Annotated in this window: 22 protein-coding genes; 11 read left to right on the top strand and 11 right to left on the bottom strand. The window is 65.3% G+C overall.

Features of this window, described 5'->3' with window-relative positions; genetic code table 11:
- The coding region (locus tag RR928_RS11185) for a symmetrical bis(5'-nucleosyl)-tetraphosphatase (RefSeq protein WP_332682529.1) at positions 1–602 on the bottom strand (602 nt) is incomplete at its 3' end.
- A 24-nt stretch (positions 603–626) separates the two neighbouring features.
- Between RR928_RS11185 and RR928_RS11180 the strand changes: the two genes are divergently transcribed.
- From RR928_RS11180 to RR928_RS11170, 3 genes are all read left to right on the top strand, one after another.
- Positions 627–1,925, top strand: coding sequence for a hemolysin family protein (locus tag RR928_RS11180; protein WP_332535574.1), 1,299 nt, complete (start codon positions 627–629; stop codon positions 1,923–1,925).
- Between the two features lie 125 nt (positions 1,926–2,050).
- Entirely contained in the window at positions 2,051–2,341 is a 291-nt protein-coding gene (locus tag RR928_RS11175) for an H-NS histone family protein (RefSeq protein WP_332535576.1), read from the top strand.
- A 323-nt stretch (positions 2,342–2,664) separates the two neighbouring features.
- The gene (locus tag RR928_RS11170; RefSeq protein WP_332535578.1) at positions 2,665–3,867 is read left to right on the top strand and encodes an FAD-dependent monooxygenase; all 1,203 of its coding nucleotides are present in this window, start codon (positions 2,665–2,667) and stop codon (positions 3,865–3,867) included.
- On the opposite strand, the gene RR928_RS11165 is transcribed toward RR928_RS11170, so the two are convergent.
- On the bottom strand, positions 3,847–5,040 hold the full coding sequence (locus RR928_RS11165) for an MFS transporter (RefSeq protein ID WP_442881449.1): 1,194 nt from the start codon (positions 5,038–5,040) through the stop codon (positions 3,847–3,849). The genes RR928_RS11170 and RR928_RS11165 overlap by 21 nt on opposite strands.
- Before the next feature lie 184 nt (positions 5,041–5,224).
- Positions 5,225–6,082 carry a tryptophan 2,3-dioxygenase gene (gene kynA, locus RR928_RS11160; protein ID WP_332535582.1) on the bottom strand — a complete coding sequence of 286 codons (858 nt, stop codon included), beginning with the start codon at positions 6,080–6,082 and terminating at the stop codon, positions 5,225–5,227.
- Between the two features lie 98 nt (positions 6,083–6,180).
- Between kynA and RR928_RS11155 the strand changes: the two genes are divergently transcribed.
- Positions 6,181–7,098, top strand: coding sequence for a DNA-3-methyladenine glycosylase family protein (locus RR928_RS11155; RefSeq protein ID WP_332535584.1), 918 nt, complete (start codon positions 6,181–6,183; stop codon positions 7,096–7,098).
- Here RR928_RS11155 and kynU read toward each other — a convergent pair.
- From kynU to RR928_RS11130, 5 genes are all read right to left on the bottom strand, one after another.
- A complete protein-coding gene (kynU, locus tag RR928_RS11150) occupies positions 7,095–8,405 on the bottom strand; it encodes a kynureninase (protein WP_332535585.1) in 1,311 nt (436 codons plus the stop codon). The genes RR928_RS11155 and kynU overlap by 4 nt on opposite strands.
- A gap of 16 nt (positions 8,406–8,421) precedes the next feature.
- Complete coding sequence (gene kynB / locus RR928_RS11145; protein WP_332535587.1) at positions 8,422–9,063, bottom strand: arylformamidase; 642 nt, start codon at positions 9,061–9,063, stop codon at positions 8,422–8,424.
- Positions 9,064–9,103: 40 nt separating this feature from the next.
- Positions 9,104–10,468, bottom strand: a complete 1,365-nt coding sequence (locus tag RR928_RS11140) for an amino acid permease (protein WP_332535588.1) — start codon at positions 10,466–10,468, stop codon at positions 9,104–9,106.
- A gap of 125 nt (positions 10,469–10,593) precedes the next feature.
- Positions 10,594–11,517: an ornithine carbamoyltransferase gene (gene argF, locus RR928_RS11135; RefSeq protein WP_332535590.1), complete on the bottom strand. Its 924-nt coding sequence runs from the start codon at positions 11,515–11,517 to the stop codon at positions 10,594–10,596.
- Between the two features lie 20 nt (positions 11,518–11,537).
- A complete protein-coding gene (locus RR928_RS11130) occupies positions 11,538–12,734 on the bottom strand; it encodes an aspartate aminotransferase family protein (RefSeq protein WP_332535592.1) in 1,197 nt (398 codons plus the stop codon).
- Between the two features lie 240 nt (positions 12,735–12,974).
- On the opposite strand from RR928_RS11130, the gene RR928_RS11125 reads away from it, so the two are divergent.
- A complete protein-coding gene (locus RR928_RS11125) occupies positions 12,975–13,295 on the top strand; it encodes a DUF3579 domain-containing protein (RefSeq protein ID WP_332535594.1) in 321 nt (106 codons plus the stop codon).
- Between the two features lie 332 nt (positions 13,296–13,627).
- On the opposite strand, the gene rpsT is transcribed toward RR928_RS11125, so the two are convergent.
- Complete coding sequence (gene rpsT / locus RR928_RS11120) at positions 13,628–13,927, bottom strand: 30S ribosomal protein S20 (RefSeq protein ID WP_159917413.1); 300 nt, start codon at positions 13,925–13,927, stop codon at positions 13,628–13,630.
- 115 nt (positions 13,928–14,042) lie between these two features.
- Between rpsT and murJ the strand changes: the two genes are divergently transcribed.
- Positions 14,043–15,608: a murein biosynthesis integral membrane protein MurJ gene (murJ, locus tag RR928_RS11115; RefSeq protein WP_332549698.1), complete on the top strand. Its 1,566-nt coding sequence runs from the start codon at positions 14,043–14,045 to the stop codon at positions 15,606–15,608.
- 110 nt (positions 15,609–15,718) lie between these two features.
- Positions 15,719–16,558: a SirB1 family protein gene (locus RR928_RS11110; protein WP_332535598.1), complete on the top strand. Its 840-nt coding sequence runs from the start codon at positions 15,719–15,721 to the stop codon at positions 16,556–16,558.
- Positions 16,559–16,578: 20 nt separating this feature from the next.
- On the opposite strand, the gene RR928_RS11105 is transcribed toward RR928_RS11110, so the two are convergent.
- Both RR928_RS11105 and purM read right to left on the bottom strand, forming a co-directional pair.
- Positions 16,579–17,637: an AI-2E family transporter gene (locus RR928_RS11105; protein ID WP_332535600.1), complete on the bottom strand. Its 1,059-nt coding sequence runs from the start codon at positions 17,635–17,637 to the stop codon at positions 16,579–16,581.
- Between the two features lie 26 nt (positions 17,638–17,663).
- Positions 17,664–18,716, bottom strand: coding sequence for a phosphoribosylformylglycinamidine cyclo-ligase (gene purM / locus RR928_RS11100; protein WP_332535601.1), 1,053 nt, complete (start codon positions 18,714–18,716; stop codon positions 17,664–17,666).
- A 318-nt stretch (positions 18,717–19,034) separates the two neighbouring features.
- Between purM and hda the strand changes: the two genes are divergently transcribed.
- The 4 genes from hda to folK form a co-directional block, all read left to right on the top strand.
- Positions 19,035–19,733 carry a DnaA regulatory inactivator Hda gene (gene hda, locus RR928_RS11095; protein ID WP_332535602.1) on the top strand — a complete coding sequence of 233 codons (699 nt, stop codon included), beginning with the start codon at positions 19,035–19,037 and terminating at the stop codon, positions 19,731–19,733.
- A gap of 35 nt (positions 19,734–19,768) precedes the next feature.
- Complete coding sequence (locus RR928_RS11090; protein WP_332535603.1) at positions 19,769–20,473, top strand: HAD family hydrolase; 705 nt, start codon at positions 19,769–19,771, stop codon at positions 20,471–20,473.
- Complete coding sequence (gene pcnB, locus RR928_RS11085; protein WP_332535605.1) at positions 20,470–22,125, top strand: polynucleotide adenylyltransferase PcnB; 1,656 nt, start codon at positions 20,470–20,472, stop codon at positions 22,123–22,125. The genes RR928_RS11090 and pcnB overlap by 4 nt, the downstream gene beginning before the upstream one ends.
- 11 nt (positions 22,126–22,136) lie before the next feature.
- On the top strand, positions 22,137–22,467 hold a 331-nt coding region (gene folK / locus RR928_RS11080; protein ID WP_332535606.1), incomplete at its 3' end, for a 2-amino-4-hydroxy-6-hydroxymethyldihydropteridine diphosphokinase.

The following is a 22,467-nucleotide window of genomic DNA, read 5'->3' as shown; positions in this document are numbered from 1 at the left end:
TCGGTGCTGTCGAAGTCCATGCGGCCTTCGGGCGTGCAAAAGCGCAGCCGCGTGAGCGCGTTGACGATCACGCGCAGGCGGTCGGCGCCCTGCAGGTCGTCGCTCCAGGCCGCGGGCGCATTGCCATACATCTTTGCCAGGAAATCCACCAGCGCGTCGCCGCGCAGCACGGCCTCGACCTCGCCGGCCAGCGCCAGGGTCTGATCCACATCCCAGGAGGGCAGCACGCCCGCATGCACCATCAGCAGCCGCTCGCCGCGCGCCGTGGTGTGCAGCCGCGCCAGCGGCTGCTGGCGCAGCCAGTCGAGAAGATCGGCGCGGTCCGGCGCCTGCAGTATGGGCTGCAGCGTGTCGCGCTTGCCCGGGCCGCGCAGGCCATGGGCGGTGGTGAGCAGATGCAGGTCATGGTTGCCCAGCAGCGGGCGCACGGCGTCGCCCAGTGCCATGCAGCGGCGCAGAACCTGCAGCGATGACGGGCCGCGGTTGACCAGATCGCCCAGCAGATACAAGGTATCGCGGCTGGGTGAGAAATCGATGACATCGAGCAGTCGACCAAGGGCTTCATCGCATCCCTGGATATCGCCGATACAGTACATTGACATGATGTTCTTTCTACTTATTGATTCATGGATTTTCTGCTGATTGCACTCTTGACCCTGCTCAATGGTGTGTTTGCCATGTCGGAATTGGCATTGGCGTCGAGCCGCAAGTCCCGTCTTGCGGGCATGGCCGAAGACGGCGACAAGGGGGCCGAGGCCGCTTTGGTATTGCTGGAAAATCCAACCCAGTTCCTGTCTTCGGTGCAGGTGGGCATCACTTCCATCGGCATGCTCAACGGCATCATCGGCGAGGCCGCATTCAGCGACGGCCTGGCCCAATGGCTGCGCAATGCAGGTGTTCCCGAAAGCGCTTCGGGCGTCTCGGCCACGGCCATTGTCGTCGCCGTCATCACTTTCATCACCATCGTCTTTGGCGAACTGGTTCCCAAGCGCATTGGCCAGTTGTACCCTGAAACCGTGGCACGGCTGATTGCGCGTCCCATGACCTGGGTGGCTTCGGCTGCCAAGCCTTTCGTGCGCCTGCTGTCGGCATCGACCCAGGCAGTGCTCACGCTGCTGCGCGTCAATGACTCCGCCAGCCGGGCAGTCACGGAAGAGGAGATCGTCGCCAGCCTTGAGGAAGGCCGCAATGCGGGCGTGATCGAATTCCATGAGCACCAGATGGTGCAGAACGTGTTCCGTCTCGACGACCGTTCGCTGACTTCATTGATGGTGCCGCGCTCCGACGTGCAGTGGCTCGATGCCGATCTTTCGGTGTTCGAAGGCTTGCGCTTGTCGGCCGACGGCCAGGAAAAAGGCGGCCACTCGTGGTATCCGGTATGCCGTGGTTCGCTCGACGACGTGGTGGGCGTCATCAGCGTGGCCCGCATGCTGGCGCTGGGCGCGGCGGCCGAAGGCAAGCTGGGCGAGCATGCCTTGCCTGCGGCATTCCTGCCTGAAACGCTCAGCGGCATGGAACTGCTCGACCAGTTGCGTGCGCGTTCGGGCCGCATGGTGTTCGTCGTCGATGAATACGGCGTGGTGCAAGGCATCATGACGCCGCGCGATTTACTCGAAGCCATTACTGGCGAACTCAAGCCCGGCGCGCATACTGATGCATGGGCCACGCCACGCGAAGATGGGTCCTGGCTGCTGGATGGATTGATGCCGGTCTCGGAACTCAAGGCGCGGCTCGATATCCGCGATCTGCCAGAAGAGGATCGCGGCCGGTATAACACCATTGCGGGCCTTTTGATGGCTGAAACGGGTCGATTGCCTGCAGTTGGTGAAAGAATTGCCTGTGCGGGATGGATCTTTGAAATTGTGGATCTGGATGGAAAACGGATTGATAAGGTGCTTGCAGAGAAACCAGTGCAGACCGCTTGAGCCGTGGAATTAAAATAGAGCCATGTAAATGTTGTGGTAATTACGTATAGTTTTTATGCTGGCGTGGTTTTATATTTTTCTATAATATCCAGTCACTTTTTTCACCTATCCATAAGATACGAACCATGAATTCATACAAAGAATTGCTCAAGCAAAAAGAAGCCTTGGAACAGCAGATTCATGAGGCCCGCAGCCGCGAATTGTCGGATGCTGTCGCTCGTGTGCGTTCCCTGGTTGCCGAGTATGAAATGACGCCTGAAGATGTGTTTCCTCCTGCACGCGCAGCACGCAGCGCCGGCACTGGCGCCAAGGTCGCTCCCAAGTACCGCGACCCCAATACCGGTCAGACCTGGACCGGTCGTGGCAAGGCTCCCAAGTGGATCCAGAACGAAGAGCGTGAAAAGTTCGCAATTTAATTGCGCTTCGCTTTCAAGAAAAGGCCTGCAATGCAGGCCTTTTTTGTTGTCCATTTTTTGCGCTCAATATGGACGTGCAAGATTGCAGGAATGCAATCAGATCATGGGGCATTTGTCGGCTACCAAACTTTTTAACGGGTGTGTTCGATATTATTGAACTCGCAATGCACCGAAATGGTTCATTTGAAGTTTGCTGCCGAAATAGTTACAAATGACCCCGCGCCCTGCAGATTAGTGCTGTTTGAAAACGGTTTCCAGCAGCTGCACAGATAAACCGTATGCGGATGATTTCGACGCGGCGCGGAACGCGGCACAATGTGCGTATGAAAAAGCAGGTGTTGATTGCAGGGGGGGGAATCGGCGGACTCGCTGCAGGTATTGGGGCCGCGAGGGCGGGCTGCGATGTGCGGCTGTTTGAACGCGCGCAGAAATTCAGCGAAGTCGGCGCCGGTATACAGCTGGGACCGAACGTGGTGCGGCGGTTGCAGGCCTGGGGCTTGCAAAAGGACCTGCAATCGGTGGTCGCCTTGCCCGAAGCCCTGCAGGTGCGCAGCGCGGTGACCGGTGAGGCGCTGGCGCGCATGCCTTTGGGGCAAGCCGTGGTCGAGCGTTATGGCGCAGCCTATGTGACCATTCATCGCGCCGATCTGCACGCGCTGCTGCTCGGCGGACTGCGCGACTATGCCGAAGTGCATCTGAATCTGGCCCAGACCATTGCGCACTATCGCGAGGCCGATGGCGTGGTGACGGTTCGCACCGAGGCCAACAAGCTGATCGAAGGCGATGCGCTGATCTGCGCCGATGGCGTGCACAGTCGCCTGCGCATGCAGATGCTGGGCGATGAACCGCCGCGCGCCACGGGTCATCTCGCCTACCGGGCGATGGTGCGCCAGGCCGAAATGCCCCAGCGTTTGCGCACTTCCCAGGTGACGGCCTGGCTGGGCCCGCGGCTGCACGTGATCCAGTATCCGGTGCGCCGTGGCGAATTGCAGAACCTGGTGATCATTGTCCAGGGGCCCGCGCCCCAGGACATGGAGCGCTGGGACCATGCGGCCAACGCCCAGGATCTGGAAACCGTGCTTGCCGGCGCCTGCAGTGCGTTGCAGGACCTGGTGCGCAGCGTGCCGCGCATGGGCTGGCGGCTGTGGCCGCTGGCCGACCGCCCGCCGCTGCGCTCGCCTGCGGAAATGGCCCAGGGCGTGGTGGCCTTGCTGGGCGATGCCAGCCACCCCATGCGGCCTTATCTCGCGCAGGGCGCGGGCATGGCGATAGAAGACGCGGCCGAGCTGCAGCGCGCGCTGTCGATGCATGATCTCGATGTGCCCTTGCGGCTGCGCCGCTACGCGCTCAACCGCTGGCAGCGCAACGCGCGCGTGCAGGCGCGCTCGCAGCGCAACGGCCGCATCTTCCACGCGACCGGCCCGGTGCGCTGGGGGCGCGATGCCGCGTTGAAGCTGCTGGGCGCGCGCGTGATGGACCTGCCCTGGCTCTACCGCGGCGACGGGTCAAGCGCCAGTTCGCTGTAGACGGTCTGAAACCGGCAGCATCTGGAACGCCGCCGCGCCCAGGCACAGCATGAGCGCAATGCCCAGCATCACGGCGGCAAACGGATCGAAGCCGTAGCGCGTGGCCCAGGAGGCCATCAGGCCCGTGAGCCACTGCATCAGGGCGGCGCCGAGGAACATGGCCATGGTGAGCAGCGCCATGGCCCGGCCCGTGGCTTCGGGCGGGTAGGACGAGCGCACATGTGCGTATTGCAGCACCGATCCGCCCGAAACAATGACGATCACGATGATCAGCGCCACATTGAGCCAGCCGGTGTGCAGCAGGCCCAGCGCCGCGTACAGCAGCGCGATGAGAGAAGTCGTGGTGACCAGCAGGCGGCGCCGGCGCAGCGGGCCCGGGTCCATGCGGCCGAACATTCCGGGGCTGACCAGCGAGATCAGCGATACGACCAAGGCCAGGTGGCCGCTGGCGACCAGCGACCAGCCCTGGCGCTCCATCAGCAGCGGCCCCAGCCAGAGGCCGCGCAGCGTCAGGAAGGATGCATAGGTCACCAAGGCCATGGCCAGAATGCCCCAGCTGTAGGGCTGGGTCAGCAGCAGGCCGAATTCGCGCGTCGCCGCGAGCCAGCTCTGGCGCGGTGCGGCGCTGGCGCTTTGCGCGGGCTCATGCACTTTCCAGGCGATCAGCAGCCAGGACAGCACGGACAGCAGTCCCAGCGTCGCGAACCCGCTGCGCCAGCCGTAGTGTTCGACCAGCCAGGCCAGAGGCGAGCCCGTGAACAGCATGCCTATGCCGCCCAGCCCCAGGCTCATGCCCGAGACCGCGGCGAACTGCGAGGCCGCGAAATGCCTTGCGATGAACACCGTACAGGCGAGAAAGGCCGGCGCGCAACCCAGACCGATCAGCGCCTGGCCCGCAAGCAGCCAGCCGTAGTTGGGCGACCAGGCCGACAGGCCCGCGCCCAGAATGCTCAGCGGCGCGGCGACCAGCACCGTGCGGCGCAGGCCATAGAGGTCTATGCCCACCCCCATGAACAGCTGCACCGCGCCAAAGGTCAGCGCGAACAGGCTTGCGAACAGGCCCAGCGCCGAAGGCGAAAGGCCGAAGTCGGTCTGCAGCGCCACGGCGATGATCGCCGTGACCGTGCGATAGGCCTGGCTCAGCGCAAAGCCGCTGATCAGCGCCAGCAGCATGGCCCAGGCAGCGCGCGAGGACAGGCAGGCATCGGCGTCAGGCGCGCCAGCGGCAGGGGGCAGGGTCGATGTCTGGGGCGGATTCACGGCGCAATTTTCCTCATGGCCTAGCCTAGCCTGCGCCGGGGCCGCCGCCTGTCGCCCGAGGCGCTGGCGGTCCTAGGAAAAACCCAGGGGCGGGGCGTCAAAGCGCGGTGCGCAGCGTCCAGATTTCAGGGAACAGCACCACGTCGAGCATCTTGCGCAGATAGCTCACGCCGCCCGTGCCGCCCGTGCCGCGCTTGAAGCCGATCACGCGCTCGACCGTGGTCACATGGCGGAAGCGCCAGAGACGGAACGCGTCCTCGAGGTCGGTGAGTTCCTCGCCGAGCTGGTACAGGTCCCAGTGGGTCGTGGGGTCGCGGTAGACCGTGAGCCAGGCCTGCTCCACGCCATCGTCGGCGCAGTAGGGCTGGGTCCAGTCGCGTTCGAGATGGCTGGCCGGCACGGCGATGCCGCGGCGCGCGAGCAGGCGCAGGGCTTCGTCGTAAAGCGAGGGCGCGCGGTAGGCGGCCTCGACTTCGGCCAGCAGTTCGGGCCGGTGGGCATGCGGCTTGAGCATGGCCGCGTTCTTGTTGCCCAGCGAGAATTCTATGCAGCGGTACTGGTAGCTCTGAAAACCGCTGGACTGCGCAAGATATGGGCGGATCGCGCTGTATTCGGGCGGTGTCATCGTCGCCAGCACGTCCCAGGCATGGACCAGTTGCTCCATGATGCGCGAGACGCGCGCGAGCATCTTGAACGCCTTGGGCAGCTCGTCGCTGGCCACATGGGCGATCGCCGCATGCAGTTCGTGCAGCATCAGTTTCATCCACAGCTCGCTGGTCTGGTGCTGGATGATGAACAGCAGCTCGTTGTGATCGGGCGACAGCGGCTTTTGCGCCGTGAGGATCTGGTCGAGTTGCAGATAGTCGCCATAGCTCATGCTCTGGCTGAAGTCGAGCTGGGCGCGCTCCTGCTGCACGATGGCTTCGGGGGCGAGGGGTGGGGTGGTTGCGGTCATGGAAGCGGGACAATAAACAGTCGATCACATCATAGGCCGGGCGCGCCGCAGGCGGCGCCCTGGCTTTCCCGCCCGGCATCTTTTTCTGGAAGTTACGCATGGTCCACAGTCCCGAGACGCCAGCGGCATGGCAGTTGCCGTTGCCGCTGAATTTCCGCGCCGACAGCATCCTCGCTTTCCATGCGCGCGACCGCGAGGCGCTGGCCGAGCAGGTCGGGGCCGCTACGTTGCGCAAAGGCATCTGGTGGCGCGGCCAGCCGGTGTGCCTGCAAATCGATTTCGCGCCGCGCCAGGCGCAGGTGCAGTGGCAGACGGCTGCGGGCGACCAGGACCAGGACCAGGCCCGGCACGAGGCGCTGCCCCTGGTGCGGCGCATGCTGGGGCTGACGCAGGACATCGAGGCGTTCGAGGCGAAGTTTTCCGCGCATCCTTTGCTGGGGCCTGTGCTGCGCGAGCAGTCAGGGTTGCGTGTGCCGGTCGCGGGAACGCCGTTCGAGGCCCTGGCCTGGGCCATCATGGGCCAGCAGATCAGCGTCGCGGCCGCGGTGTCGCTGCGCCGGCGGCTCATCCTCGCGGCCGATCTGCGGCATCGCAGCGGACTGTATTGCCACCCGCATGCCGATCAGGTGCTGGCGCTGGGCCTGGAGCGCCTGCGCGCCGCGGGCCTGTCGCAGTCCAAGGCGCAAAGTCTGCTGGCGGTGGCCGAAGGCGTGCAATCGGGGGCCTTGCCGCTCGACGACTGGGCTGCCGCGCCGCAACTGCCGGCCGCGCAGATCGCCCAGGCCCTGCTCGCGATCAAGGGCATAGGCCCGTGGACGGTCAGCTATACGCTGCTGCGTGGCTTTGGCTGGCTCGACGGCTCGCTGCACGGCGATGTGGTCGTGCGCCACGGCATTGCGCGGCTGTTGCAGACCGAGGTGGACCAGCCGCGCGCCCAGGCCTGGCTTGCGCCGTTCGCGCCCTGGCGCGCGCTCGTGGGCGCGCACCTGTGGGCGATGCAGGCGGTGAATGCCTAGGTCACTGCATTGCGCTGGTGGAAATGCGCTTCGCGCCATTCGCCGCTTTCCAGCACCTGGCGCAGCTGTTCGACCGCGTTCCATACGTCCTCGAAACCGACATACAGCGGCGTGAAGCCAAAGCGCAGTATGTCCTTGTGCACGCCCACGCCGCCGTCGCCCTGGCGGAAGTCGCCGATCACGCCGCGCGCGATCAGCGCCTGGACAATGGCATAGGCGCCGCTGCCCAGTCCATTCACTCCCAGGCCTTCGGCGCGCGCCAGGCATACCTGCGAGCCGCGCTTTTCATGCGCGCGCGGCGTCGCCAGCTCCAGCCCATGGCCCGCGCAGCGCGACTCGACAAGGGCGATGAACAGGTCGGTCAGCGCCAGCGACTTGGCGCGCAATGCTTGCATGCCGCCCAGCGCTTCGCTGGCGCTGTACACGTCGAGCCCGCATTGCAGCGCCGACAGGCTGATGATGGGCTGGGTGCCGCACAGGTAGCGGCGAATGCCTTCGGCCGGAGTGTAGTGAGGCGTGAACTGGAACGGCGCCGTGTGGCCGAACCAGCCCGCGAGCGGCTGGGCGCTGCGGTTGACGACGCGCGGATGGGCCCAGACAAAGGCCGGCGCGCCCGGTCCGCCGTTGAGGTACTTGTAGCCGCAGCCCACGGCGAAGTCGGCGTCGGCCGCGTGCAGGTCTATCGGCACCGCGCCCGCGCTGTGGCACAGATCCCAGACGCACAGGATGCGATGCGCATGGGCCGCGGCGGTGATGGCCGCCATGTCGTGCATCGCGCCCGTGCGGTAGTTCACATGGGTCAGCAGCAGGATGGCCGCGTCGTCGTCGAGCGCGTGCAGGATTTCCTCGGGCTCGAGCAGCACCAGCTGCAGCCCGTGCTGCTCGCAGATCGATTCGGCAATGTAGAGATCGGTGGGGAAGTTGCTGCGCTCGGTCAGCAGCTTTTTGCGCGCCGGGCCGTCCTCGCCCGCGATGCGCGCCGCGGCGGTGAGCACCTTGAACAGGTTGATCGAGGTGGTGTCGGTGAACACCACTTCATCGGCGCGCGCGCCCAGCCAGGGCGCGAACTGGTTGCCCAGGCGCATGGGCAGATCGACCCAGCCAGCCTTGTTCCAGGAGGTGATCAGGTCCTGCGCCCATTCCTGCTGCACGACCTGGGCCACGCGCGCCGCTGCGGCCCTGGGCGCCACGCCCAGCGAATTGCCGTCGAGGTAGATCTGGCCCGCGGGCAGCGTGAAGTGATCGCGCAGCGCGCGCAGCGGGTCCTGGGCGTCGCGTTCGCGGCAGTCTTGCAAGGTGATTGTCATGGGTTGCTTGTCTCCATCAGTGGTTTGCAGGCAGCGCGCGCAGCACCGCGCGCACGGGCGAGGCGTCGGCCTGCGTGAGTTTGAGCGGCAGCGCGATCAGTTCGTAGTCGCCTTCGGGCACGGCGTCGAGCACCAGGTTCTCGAGCACGCGCAGGCCGCGCCGGCGTATCACCTGGTGGCTGTCGAGCGTCTTGCTGCTGGCCGGATCGATGCTCGCGGTATCGATGCCGATCAGCCGCACGCCCAGATCGGCCAGGCGCTCGACGGTCTCGGGCGCATAGGCGGCGAGATCGCCGTCCCAGCCCGTGGGTGCCTGCGCGTAGGTGCGCACCAGCACGCGCGCCGGCAAATCGGGCGTGATCGCATGTTCGATATGCTGCCACAGCAGCAGCGGGCCGGGCGCGATCGCATGGATCACGCGGCAGGGCCCCAGAAAGGTATCGAGATCGACCGCGCCTATGGCCGCGCCGTCGGCGGCGTAATGCAGCGGCGCATCGGCATGCGCGCCGACATGCGGCGACAGCGTGATGGCGCTGACATTGACCGGGCATTGCGGCGAGATCGTCGCGCACCATTGCTGGCTGTAGGGCGTGTCGCCCGGGAACACCGGGCTGGCGTCGTGGATAGGAGGGGAGATGTCCCAGAGTTGCTGTGGCATGGTCACTCCACTGTAAACCGCGTGCAGGCCGCGCGCGCGCTCAGCGGCGCCGGAACCACAGCGCGTAGACCAGCAGCAGCACGCCCAGGAAAGGCACGCCGGTCAGCAGCGTCAGGTGGAATTCCTCGGTGAAGTAGGTCGTGACCAGCACGCCCAGCATCAGCGCCGCGCCCAGCAGCGTCAGCAGCGGAAAGCCCCACATGCGAAACGCCAGCGGCCGGCTGCCTTCGGCCTTCCAGCGCGCGCGGAAGAACAGGTGGGTGACGAACACCATGAACCAGGTGAACATCGCGCCGAACATGGCGATCGACATCATCCAGACCAGCGACTTGTCGGGCTGCCAGACATTGAGCACCATCGCCACGGCAATGCCCGCACAGGACACCGCGATGGCGCGCGTGGGCACGCCGCGCGCGTTGAGATGGCCCAGCGCCGCAGGCGCATAGCCGCCGCGCGACAGGCTGAACATCATGCGCGAAGTCACATACAGCTGGCTGTTCATTGCCGACAGCGCGGCGACCAGCACCACGAAGTTCAGCACATGGGCGGCGCCGGGAATGCCTATGATTTCCATCACCTGCACGAAAGGGCTCCGGTCGGTGCCGGCCGCATGCCAGGGCACGATGGCCAGCATCAAGGCCAGCGTCAGCAGATAGAACAGCACCAGACGCAGCACCGTGGTGCGAAACGCGCTGGTGATGGCTTTTTGCGGATCCTGGGCCTCGCCCGCGGCCACCGCGATGGCCTCCAGGCTCAGATAGCTGAAGATCGCGACGATCACGCCGACCCAGGTGCCCCACAGCCCGTTGGGAAAGAAGCCGCCCCGGGCGGTGTAATGGTGAAAGCCGATGTCGGGGCGCTGGGCGCCGAACACCACATAGGCGCCGATCAGGATGAAGGCCACGATGGCGACGATCTTGATCATCGAGAAAACGTACTCGACCTGGCCGAAGGCCTTGACGCTGGAGCCGTTGACCGCGACCAGCGCCGCGGAGAACACCGCGACCCAGAGCCAGCGCGGCGAGTCGGGAAACCAGTAGCCCATGTACAGGCCCACGGCCGTGACTTCCATGCCCACGGCCAGCACCACGGCGGCCCAGTAGGCGTAGCGCACGAGAAAGCCGGCCCAGGGCGCGATGTAGTGTTCGGCATAGGCGCCGAATGAGCCCGAGGTCGGGTGGGCAACGGTCATTTCGGCCAGGCAGCCCATGAGCAGCAGCGCGATCAGCGCGCCTATCGCATAGCTCAGCAGCACGCTGGGACCGGCAAAGCCGATGGCAAACGCGCTGCCCATGAACAGGCCCGTGCCGATCGCGCCGCCAATCGCGATCATCACGATCTGCGCGCCGCTCAGGTGCTGCTGCAGGCCGGTTTCGCGTTGCTGTATTTCTTCAAAGGAGGCCATGGCCGGAAACTTTCTGAGGGGCTGCGGGAAAAATGCGTGCCCTGAAACGCACTTCGACGGGCACGGTGCGAACGGTGTTATCCGTTCGCACCGGGCCCGTCGAAGGATGAAAGGCCGACTGCGAATCAGCCTATCTGTTTGCCAAGCAGCAAGTACTCCATCAACGCCTTCTGCACATGCATGCGGTTCTCGGCTTCTTCCCAGACCACGGATTGCGGGCCGTCGATGATTTCGGCCTCGACTTCCTCGCCGCGGTGCGCGGGCAGGCAGTGCATGAACAGCGCATCGGGGCGCGCCGCAGCCATCATTTCGGCGTCCACGCACCAGTCGGCAAAAGCCTTCTTGCGCGCTTCGTTCTCGGCTTCGTAGCCCATGCTGGTCCAGACGTCGGTCGTGACCAGATCGGCGCCCGCGCAGGCTTCGAGCGGGTCCTTGAACACCGCGTAGCTGCCGGGGTTCGCGGCCTTGCCGTTGAACGCCAGTTGCTCGTCGACTTCATAGCCGCCGGGCGTGCTCAGATGCACCTTGAAGCCCAGCAGGTCGGCCGCCTGCAGCCAGGTGTTGGCCATGTTGTTGCCGTCGCCGACCCAGGCCACGGTCCTGCCCTGGATCGAGCCGCGGTGCTCGATGAAGGTGAAGATGTCGGCGAGGATCTGGCAGGGGTGGAACTCGTTGGTAAGGCCGTTGATAACTGGAACCCGCGAGAACTCGGCAAAGCGCGCGATGCGCTCCTGGCCGAAGGTGCGGATCATGACCAGATCGGTCATGCGGCTGATGACGCGCGCGCTGTCCTCGATGGGCTCGGAGCGGCCCAGCTGGCTGTCGCCCGAGGTCAGGTGCACGACCGAGCCGCCGAGCTGGTACATGCCGGCCTCGAAGCTCACGCGGGTGCGCGTGCTGGCCTTCTCGAAGATCATGGCCAGCGTGCGGTCGCCCAGCGTATGGTGCTTTTCGTAGTTCTTGAATTTCTTCTTGATCAGCGCGGCACGTTCGAACAGATAAGCGTATTCCTCGGCGGTGAAATCACTGAATTGGAGGTAATGCTTCATACGTCTTCATTCCTTGCAGTTTAGGCAGCCAGCACAGCTTGCACCAAAGGCAGCAGTTTGGCCACGATTTCGTCGGCTTCGGCCTCGGTCAGGATCAGCGGCGGCACGAGACGGATCACGGTGTCTGCCGTGACGCTCAGCAGCAGGCCGGCGGCGGCGGCCTGGCCTATCAGCTGGCCGCAGGGCTTGGACAGCTCGACGCCTATCATCAGGCCCTGGCCGCGGATGTCGACCACGCCTTCGAGCGCGCCCAGCTGGGTGCGCAGCGCGGCGCGCAGGTACTCACCCACGCTCGCGGCATGCGCGAGCAGGCCGTCTTCTTCCATGATGCGAATGGTCTCTATGCCGGCGCACATCGCCAGCGGGTTGCCGCCGAACGTGGAGCCATGGTTGCCCGGCTGCAGTACGGTCGCGGCCTTGCCATGGGCGACGACGGCGCCGATCGGCACGCCCGAGCCCAGGCCCTTGGCCAGCGTCATCACGTCGGGCACGATGCCGGCCCACTGATGGGCGAACCACTTGCCGGTGCGGCCCATGCCGGCCTGGACTTCGTCCAGGATCAGCAGCCAGCCGCGCGCATCGCACAGCGCACGCACCTGCTTGAGGTACTCGACGCGCATCGGGTGCAGGCCGCCTTCGCCCTGGATGGGCTCCATCATCACGGCCGTGATGTTGGCATTGCCTTCGGTCGCGGCGAGCAGGCCTTCGTAGTCGTTGGGCGCGACGCGGATGAAGCCGTCAAGCAGCGGGCCGAAGCCTTCGCGCACCTTGGGGTTACCGGTGGCGGTCATGGTGGCGATGGAGCGGCCGTGGAACGCATGGTCATAGACCACGATTTCGGGCCGGGCAATGCCCTGGTCGACGCCGAACTTGCGCGCGATCTTGATCGCGGCTTCGTTGGCTTCGAGTCCGGTGTTGCAGAAGAACACGTTGGTCATGGCCGAGCGCTCGACCAGCAGCTTGGCCAGCGTTTCCTGGCCGGGCACATGGTAGTAGTTGGACGTGTGGATCAGCTTGGTGAGCTGCTGCTGCAGCGCGGGCACCAGACGCGGGTGGTTGTGGCCCAGCGTGTTCACGGCAATACCGCCGAGCGCATCGAGGTACTCCTTGCCGTTCACGTCCCAGACGCGGCAGCCTTGGCCTCGTTCCAGAGCGATCGGGACGCGGCCATAGGTGTTCATCACGTGGGGCGAGGCAGCCTCAATGAAAGCGGTCATTGCAAAAATCTCCCAAGAATGCAGGGGTGGCATGGACATTGCGTCCGTGCCCAGGTTGAGCGAACTACAATTTTAGATGGGCCAGGCAGGATGAAAATTGAGGATTACGCATTACAGCGGTGCAATGGACCCATGGACTACTCGGTTGCTTAGCTTAACTCTTGTATAAGAGTTAGAATCTCCCATTGACCTGCCGGCGGTGATCCCGCTAGGGTCACATCACTTTCTACAGCGATATCGATGGTCTCCCCCAACTCACAAGAACTGTTCATCCAGGGCCTGACCCGGGATGGGAAAACCTTCAGGCCCAGCGACTGGGCAGAGCGCCTGGCCGGCGTCATGAGCCAGTTCCGCCCCGGGGGGGCCTATTCAGGCAGCCATCTGAGCTATTCGCCCTGGTGCATTCCCACCACACTCAACGGCACGAAGTGCGTGGTGCTGCACGCCGACCTGCGCGAGCACGAGCCCATGGCCTGGGATTTCGTGATCAACTTCGCCAAAGACAACAACCTGCAGATCGCCGAAGCCTGCCTGCTGCCGGACGCGCCGCCCAAGGCCTAGTCGCGCGTTGTTTGGCATCCCGACCAGGCCGGCTTCATGCCGGCTTTTTTGTGGGTGCAGTGTCAGGTGGGAACCACGCCCTGAAACGCCCTTCGACAAGCTCAGGGCGAACGGTGTTTATGTGTTTGGGCAAGGAACTCGTTATCCGTTCGTGGTGAGCTTGCCTACGCGGCCCGGTCGAACCTTGAACGTCCACCCTCAAGCAATAGGCGCTATCCATACTCCACCCACAACGAAAAAACCGCCCTAAGGCGGTCTTTACGTTCGCTAACAGCGCACCCGTTACAAACGGCAGATGGCTTGCGCCATCCGTGCGATTGCCTAAATGTGGATTAGGCGGCCAGTGCCAGGGCCTTGACCTTGGCGGACAGACGGCTCTTATCGCGAGCAGCCTTGTTCTTGTGGAAGATACCCTTGTCGGCAATGGTATCCAGCACGGATTGTGCCTTGGCAAACAGTTCGGATGCCTTGGTCTTGTCGCCAGCCAGAACAGCCTTTTCGACGTTCTTGACAGCGGTGCGGTACTTCGAGCGCAGCGAAGTGTTCGCGGCGTTCAGTACAACGTTTTGACGAGCGCGCTTGCGGCCGGAGGCCAGGCGGGGGTTCTTTTTCTTGGGTTTAGCAGATGCCATGATTCAAATTCCTTGTGTCTGAGGATGATGTCAGCGAAGCCGGCGATTGTATCACTTGTTGCTGGCTTGAGTGAATATGCGCGCCTAAAGCCCGTGCAGCGCATACACTGCGCGGGTGTCACTGCTCAAAGCCGCCTCCACTGTCTCGCTGCTCACGCTCGCTTCCCGGGTCACCGGGCTGTTGCGCGACCTGCTCATGGCCTCCATGTTCGGCGCCAACGCGCTGACCGACGCGTTCAACGTCGCCTTCCGCATTCCCAACCTGTTCCGGCGCCTGTTTGCCGAAGGGGCTTTCAGCCAGGCCTTTGTGCCGGTGCTGGCCGCGACCAAGGCCAGGGACGGCGACGAGGCGACGCGCATGCTGATCGGCAATGTCGCCACCGTGCTGACCTGGGCGCTGTTGCTGACCTGCGTGCTGGGCGTGATCGGCGCGCCGCTGCTGGTCTGGCTGCTGGCCAGCGGCTTGCAGCAAAACGCCGCGAGCTACGACGCCGCGGTGCTGATGACGCGCTGGATGTTCCCCTATATCGGCTTCATGTCGCTGGTCGCGCTGTCGGCCGGCGTGCTCAACACCTGGAAGCGTTTCGTCGTGCCCGCGGCCACGCCGGTGCTGCTCAACGTGAGCATGATTGGCGCGGCGCTGATCGCGGCGCCGCGCTTTGCCGCGCATGGCATAGAGCCCATCTACGCGATGGCCGCGGGCGTGATGCTCGGCGGCGTGCTGCAGCTCGCGGTGCAGCTGCCCGCGCTGCGCCGGCTGGGCCTGCTGCCGCGCATAGGCCTGCGCTGGAGCACGGTGCGCACTGCCTGGCAGGACGCTGGCGTGCGCCGCATCCTGTCGCTGATGGCACCGGCCCTGCTGGGCGTGGGCGTGGCGCAGATCTCGCTGATGATCAACACGCAGATCGCGTCCTACCTCGCGCCGGGCAGCGTGTCCTGGCTGTTCTATGCCGACCGGCTGATGGAGTTTCCCACGGCGCTGCTGGGCGTGGCGTTGGGCGTGGTGCTGACCCCGCAGCTGGCCGCCGCCAAGGCCGCAGCCGACGCCGAGCGTTATTCGGCCATGCTCGACTGGGGTCTGCGCCTGGTGGTCGTGCTGTCCGTGCCCTGCGCCGTGGCCTTGCTGGTGTTCGCCGAGCCGCTGGTCGCCACGCTGTTTCACCGCGGCGCGCTGACCGACCGCGATGTCGGCAAGATCGCGCTGGCATTGGCCGGCTATGGTGCCGGTCTCGTGGGGCTGGTCGCAATCAAGGTGCTGGCGCCCGCGTATTACGCGAGCCAGGACATACGCACGCCGGTGAAGATCGCCGTGGTGGTGCTGGTCATCACCCAGCTGCTCAATCTCGCCTTCGTGCCCTGGCTGGCGCATACCGGGCTCGCGCTGTCCATCGGTATCGCAGCGCTGGTCAATGCGGCCTGGCTGCTGGTGGTGCTGCTGCGCCGCGGCACCTATGTCCCGCGGCCGGGTTGGGGTAAGCTGGTGCTGCAGGTGCTCGCGGCCAGCGTGCTGCTGGCCGTGCTGCTCGCCTGGAGCGGGCAGGCGCTGGACTGGATAGCGCTCAAGGAGCATCAGTTGCTGCGTATGGGCTGGCTGGCGTTGATCATGGCGGCGGCGGCGCTGCTGTATTTCGGCGCGCTGTGGGCCGCAGGTCTGAAGCTGCGGCAGTTGCTGCATAGATAAGAGATGTATCGGTTTTTGGTTATAAGGTAGGCAGGCCGTGGCCGCTGGCGAAGAAAGTGTCGGCGGCCTTCCCTCTTGCGCTCGTCGGCGCCTGGTCGTACAAGGACAGCATGTCACTGCGTTTTGATGCGCCTTCTTCCCTGCAATACTTTGCCACCCTGGTGCAAAGCGACGAGCATTTGCCGCTGATGGAGGCTGCCGTCTGCATTGCGCAAGACGAATTCCCCGAACTCGATATCCAGGCCGTGCTGGCGGATATCGACCAGATGCAGGTGCGGCTCGCGCGCCATCTGGTCGGCGCGCATACGCCGCTGCAGCGGCTCAAGGTGCTCAACCATTTCTTCTTTGGCGAAATGGGTTTTGGCGGCAACGTCAACAACTACTACGCGCCCGAGAACAGCTACATCCCCGTGGTGCTGGCGACGCGCCGCGGCATTCCCGTGAGCCTGGCGCTGGTCTGGCTGGAGCTGGCCCAGGCGACGGGGCTGCAGGCCGCGGGCATTGCGTTCCCCGGCCATTTCCTGCTCAAGGTGGGGCTGCCCGAAGGGCAGGTGGTCATGGACCCGCTCACCGGCACCTCGTTTTCGGCGCAGGAACTCGCCCAGCGCCTCGAACCCTTCGGACTGGGCCGCGGGCGGCGCGAAGACACCATTCCGCTGGGCCTGCATCTGCAGGCCGCGACGGCGCGCGACATTCTCGAGCGCCTGCTGCGCAATCTCAAGGAAATCTACTTTGCCCAGAGCCAGTGGGCGCTGCTCACGGCCACGCTCGATCGCCTGATCGTGCTGCTGCCCGACGACTGGGCCGAATACCGCGACCGGGGCGCGGTGCTGGCCGAGCAGGGCCGCACGCGCGAAGCCGTGGCGGATTGGGAGACTTATCTATTGCATGCCGGCGACCGGCCCGATGCGGGCCTGATCGCCAACCGGCTGGCGGCGCTCAAGGGCTGAGCCGCGCAGTTTGTTTCTGGCTAGACCAGCTTGCGCACTTCTAGCTCTTTCTTGAGATACGCGTAGAACAGCGGCGCGGCCACCAGGCCCGCGGGGCCGAACACCGATTCGGCGACAAACATCACCGACAGCAGCTCCCACACGCCCATGTGCGTGCGCCGGCCCACGACCTTGGCGTTGATCACGTACTCGGCCTTGTGGATCAGGATCAGAAAGCCCAGGCAGGCCGCGGCGGCCACGGGCGACACCGACAGCCCGACCAGCGTGATGACGGCATTGCACAGCAGGTTGCCGACGATGGGAATCAGGCCGGCGACAAAGGTCAGCGTGATCAGCGCGGGCGTATAGGGCAGCGTCAGATCCCAGTAGGGCAGGATCAGCAGCAGGAAGAAAGCCGTGAGCAGCGTGTTGAACGCGGCGATCCAGAACTGCGCAGCGACGATCTGGCCGAAAGCTTCGCCGAACAGCGTGATGCGCCGGTACAGCGCGTCGACCAGCGGCGGGCGTTGGAAGGGGATATGGCGCACGGCAGCGAGCGCGCCGATCAGCAGGCCCACATAGGCGTGCAGCAGGCCCGACAGCCAGGCCCGGCCGGCAATCGCCAGCACGCCGGCCTTGGCGCCCAGGTAGGAGGCGATCATGGTCTGGATTTCGCGCGCGCCATCAGGCAGCTGGCTCGCGATGTCGGCCGGCAGCTTGTGGCGCAGCTCGAGCACGGTGCGTGCCAGGTAGTCGAGCAGCTCTTTGTATTGTTGCGGGGCTTCGACGATGTAGCCGCGCGTATGGGGCAGGGCCGTGGTCAGCAGCGCCAGCGGCGCGAGCATGACCACCGCGGCGGCAATCACCTGCGCCCAGTGGGGCAGATAGCCCGGAATCCGGCGGCGCTGCAGCCGCGAAAGAAGCCGTGCCAGCGCGCGCGTGAGCATGAAGCCCACGCAGACGCTCAGCAGGCCGGGCAGTAGCCCTTGCCACATGACCAGCAGCAAGGTGCCGGCCATCAGCAGATAGCTGGCGTTTACCACGCTGCGCGAAGGTGTCTGGAGGAAATCTTCTCGGGGAACTGGAAGGTAATCGGACATCTGGGCGCGTTGTGGTACTGGCTGGGTCAGCGCACTTCGACGGGCTGGCCGTCACCGCGCGCGGCGATACGTCCAATGGTATAGACAGTTTCGCCCAGGCCTTGCAAGGCCGTGGCGATGGTTTGCGCCTGTTCGGCGGGCACCACCACCACCATGCCGATGCCGTTGTTGAACGTGCGGTTCATTTCCACGGCGTCGATGCCGGCCGTGGCCTGCAGCCAGGCGAACAGCTCGGTCTGCGGCCAGCTGCCGGCATCCAGGTGTGCAGCCAGGCCGTCGGGCAGCACGCGCGGAATGTTTTCCAGCAGGCCGCCGCCGGTGATGTGGGCCAGGGCCTTGATCGGGTGCTCGGCGAGCACGGCCAGCACGTTCTTCACATACAGGCGCGTGGGTTCCATGATGGCTTGCTTGAAAGGCTTGCCGTCGAGGGTCGCAGGCACGGTGCCGTTGGCTTCGGCGCGCTCGATGCACTTGCGCACCAGGCTGAAACCGTTGGAGTGCACGCCGGCCGAAGCCAGGCCCAGCACCACGTCGCCGGCCTGCACGTTCTGGCCGGTGAGAATCTTGGACTTCTCGACGGCGCCGACGGCAAAGCCCGCGAGGTCGTATTCGCCTTCGGGGTACATGCCCGGCATTTCAGCGGTTTCGCCGCCGATCAGCGCGCAGCCCGACAGCTCGCAGCCGCGCGCAATGCCGCCGACCACGGCCGCAGCGGTGTCGACGTCGAGCTTGCCGCAGGCAAAGTAGTCGAGGAAGAACAGCGGCTCGGCGCCTTGCACCAGCACGTCGTTGACGCTCATGGCCACCAGGTCGATGCCGACGGTGTCGTGCATGTTCCACTCGAATGCCAGGCGCAGCTTGGTGCCCACGCCGTCGGTGCCCGAAACCAGCACGGGTTCCTTGTAGCGCTTGGGCACTTCGAACAGTGCGCCGAAACCGCCGATGCCGGCCATCACGCCTTCGCGCATGGTTTTCTTGGCCAGCGGCTTGATGCGCTCGACCAGAGCATCTCCGGCAACAATGTCGACGCCAGCGTCTTTATAGGAAATAGGAGTGGATGGAGTGGCAGAAGAGCTCATGGGATGGTCAGTGCAGGTGTGCCCGGCAGGGGCGGAACTCGGGGATTTTACGGCCCCGGCCCGCTTCCCGGGGTCCATGTGGCTGCTTTCAAGGGCTTTTCCCCGGGTCTGTGCAGGCAAGCTGTGTGCTTTGCGCGCGCGCGCAGACTAAAATCAGCGTGGCGCAGCCGTGGTTGCGCCTTTCGAGCCCTGTCGCATCAACCTGTGTCAGGGGCTTTTTGCTCTGTCCTTTGTAATGTTGCCGAACTTCCTATTGCCAGCCTGTCGCGCACGGCTCCCCCTGGGCTCAGGTGGGAGGGCGTGGTCCGTATGCCGTCCATGAAGCAAATGGCGTTGGATATCGGTCTGGCAACGAGTCCCTCGCTGTCGCGCTTCTTCGCGGGTCCGAACATCGCAGTGTTGCAACATCTGCGACTTTGGGTCGGCGAAGGCCGCAGCCAGATGCCGCGTTCGCCCGTGCCTACCTATCTTTGGGGGGAATCGGGCTCGGGCAAGACCCATTTGCTCAAGTCGGTGCGTGAAGCGCTGCGCGATCAAGGGGCCATTGTCGGCTGGATGGATGCGTCCATAGGCTATCCTCCGGAGTTCGACGAACGCTGGTCGGCCGTGCTGATGGATGATGTGCACCTGTACACACCCATGCAGCAGGCGCGGGCTTTCAACTGGTTCGTGAATGCGACCAGCCCGGCCACAGGCATTCCCCGCTGGGTGCTTGCGTCCGGAGAGCTGCCTCCCGCCGACCTCAAGCTGCGCGAGGATTTGCGCAGCCGCCTGGGCTGGGGCCATGTGTTCCAGCTGCGGCTGCTCGACGAACCCGCGCGCCGCGCGGTGCTGCGCCAGGAGGCCGATGCCCGCGGCGTGTTTCTCGGCGACGACGTGATGGACTACATGCTCAAGCGCTTCTCGCGCGATCTGGGCAGCCTCATGCAGTTGCTCGACATGCTCGATGGCTTTGCCTTGCGCAACAAGCGGGCGATCACCATCCCATTGCTCAAGACCATGCTGGAGACCGAGTAGCCCGTCAGCTGCCAGGCCTCTTTTTCTGGAACTCCATGCCAACATCCTCTGCGCCCAACGTCCGCCCGCGGCTCGCGCTGTTCGATCTCGACCATACCTTGCTGCCCCTGGACTCGGACTACGAGTGGGGCGTGTTCACGACCCGCATCGGCTGGACGGACCCGGAGGAATTCGGGCGCCGCAACGATGCGTTCTTCGCCGACTACCAGTCGGGAACGCTCAATGTGCATGACTACGTGCGCTTTGCGACCGAAGCCGTGCGCGCGCGCGGCGCCGAGGCCGCGGATGCTGCCCACGCGCAGTTCATGCGCGAAGTCATCACGCCGGCCATCCGCCCGGCCGCACGCGCGCTGCTGCAGGCGCACCGTGAGGCCGGCGACGAGATCGTGATCGTCACCGCCACCAACGAGTTCATCACCCGCCCGATCGCCAAGGCGCTGGGTGTCGATGAACTGCTGGCGGTGCAGCTGGCGCGCGATGCGTCGGGCTGGATCACGGGCGAGATCGATGGTCATCCGACCATGCGCGAAGGCAAGGTGCTGCGCATGCAGCAGTGGCTGGAGCAGCGCGGGCTTGACTGGAGCGGGGTGGAGAGCACGTTCTACAGCGATTCGATGAACGACGTGCCCTTGCTCGAAAAAGTGGACCATCCGGTCGCGACCAATCCTGACGCGCGCCTGCGCGCCCTGGCCCAGCAGCGCGGTTGGCGCATACTGGACCTGTTTACTGAACACCCATGATCAAAACCTTCATCGATAAACTGCTGGGCAAGCCCAGCGCCGCCGCGCGCGCGCACAAGCTGCGTTTTGGCAAGCGCGAGGAAGTGCCGGCTTCGGTGCATGGCATCAACCCCGAACTCGTGGACCGCCGCGCGATCGACGTGGTCGAGACGCTGCAGGACGCGGGCTTCGAAGCCTATATCGTCGGCGGCGCGGTGCGCGATCTGCTGCTGGGCCTGCGGCCCAAGGATTTCGACGTCGCCACCAACGCCACGCCCGAACAGGTCAAGAGCCTGTTCCGCCGCGCGTTCATCATCGGCAAGCGCTTCCGTATCGTGCACGTGGTCTACGGCCGCGGACGCGAGAACGAAGTGATCGAAGTCTCGACCTTCCGCGCGTTTCTCGACAACAGCCTGGCCGAAAGCGTGACCGGCAACGAGCGCACCAGCAAGGCCGCGCTCGCGGGCATGAAGCATGCCGTGGATGCGAGCGGCCGTGTGCTGCGCGACAACGTCTGGGGTCCGCAGGATCAGGACGCGACGCGGCGCGATTTCACGATCAACGCCATGTACTACGATCCGGCGACGCAGATCGTGGTCGACTACCACAAGGGCATACAGGACGCGAAGAAGCGCGTGCTGCGCATGATCGGCGACGCGGCCACGCGCTACCGCGAAGACCCGGTGCGCATCATCCGCGCCGTGCGTTTCGCGGCCAAGCTGCACCATGTCGGCTTCAAGCTCGAGCCCAAGACCGCCGCGCCGCTGATCGCGAGCCAGCACTTGCTGGCCGAAGTGCCGCAGAGCCGTCTGTTCGACGAAATGCTCAAGCTGCTGCAGACCGGCCATGCGCTGGCGTCGATCTCGCGCCTGCGCGAGCTGGGCCTGGACCGCGGCATCTATCCGCTGCTTGACGTGGTTGTCGAGCGCGCCGATCACCCGTTCGTCACGGCTGCATTGACCGACACCGACCGCCGCGTGGGCGAAGGCAAGCCGGTCGCGCCCAGCTTCCTGCTGGCCTGCGTGCTGTGGCAGGACGTCAAGCTCGGCTGGGAGCAGCGCCTGCAGCAGCGCCAGCATTCGTTCCCGGCACTGCAGGACGCGATCGACGACGTGTTCAACCAGCGCATTGGCGATGTGTCCGGTCGCGGCAAGCTTGCCGCCGACATGCGCGAAATCTGGATCATGCAGCCGCGCTTCGAAAAGCGCTCGGGCGTCACGCCGCTGGGTCTGGTCGAGCAGGCGCGCTTTCGCGCCGGTTTCGATTTCCTGCGGCTGCGCGCCGATGTGGGCGAAGTCGACGAGTCGCTGGCGAGCTGGTGGCAGGAATTCCAGCAGGCCGATGACGACCGCCGCGACGACCTGATTGCCCAGGCGCGCGAAGAACAGCGCCAGCGCCCCAAGGCCGCGGCGCCAGCGCCCGCACCGGCGCCCGCCGCGGGCAAGTCCGCAGCGCCGCGCCGCGCGCCCAAGGCTGCGGCAGCCGCGGCTGCCGAAGCAGCTGCGCCCGCAGCCGAAGCCGAGTTCGCCGAAACCGAAGACGGCGCCGCGCCCAAGAAGCGCCGCCGTCGCCGCCGCAAGCCTACCGAAGGCGCGGACGGTGGTGAAGGTGGCGCAGTCGCGACCGACAAGGGCGCGGCGCGCGATACCACCGACGACGCCTCTCCTTATTGAGGTCTGGCCATATGACCGAAGCGCAGGCACCCCAGGTGCGCGCGTGGATAGGCCTGGGTGCGAACCTGGGCGACCGCGGCGCGGCGCTGGCGCGCGCGGTGCAGGCGCTGGACGCCGTGCCCGCGACGCGGGTGGCCAAAGTATCGGGGCTTTACGCGAGTGCGCCCATAGACGCCGGCGGTCCCGACTTCCTGAATGCCGTGGTCGAACTGCGCACCGGTCTGGCGCCGCTGGCGCTGCTCGACACGCTGCAAGCCATCGAACTGGCGGCCGGGCGCGAGCGCCCCTATCGCAATGCGCCGCGCACGCTGGATCTCGATCTGCTGCTCTATGGCGAGCAGC

The organism is Comamonas sp. (assembly GCF_036666375.1).
Taxonomy (GTDB): Bacteria; Pseudomonadota; Gammaproteobacteria; order Burkholderiales; family Burkholderiaceae_C; genus Comamonas.
This window is presented reverse-complemented; position numbering and strand designations above follow the sequence as displayed.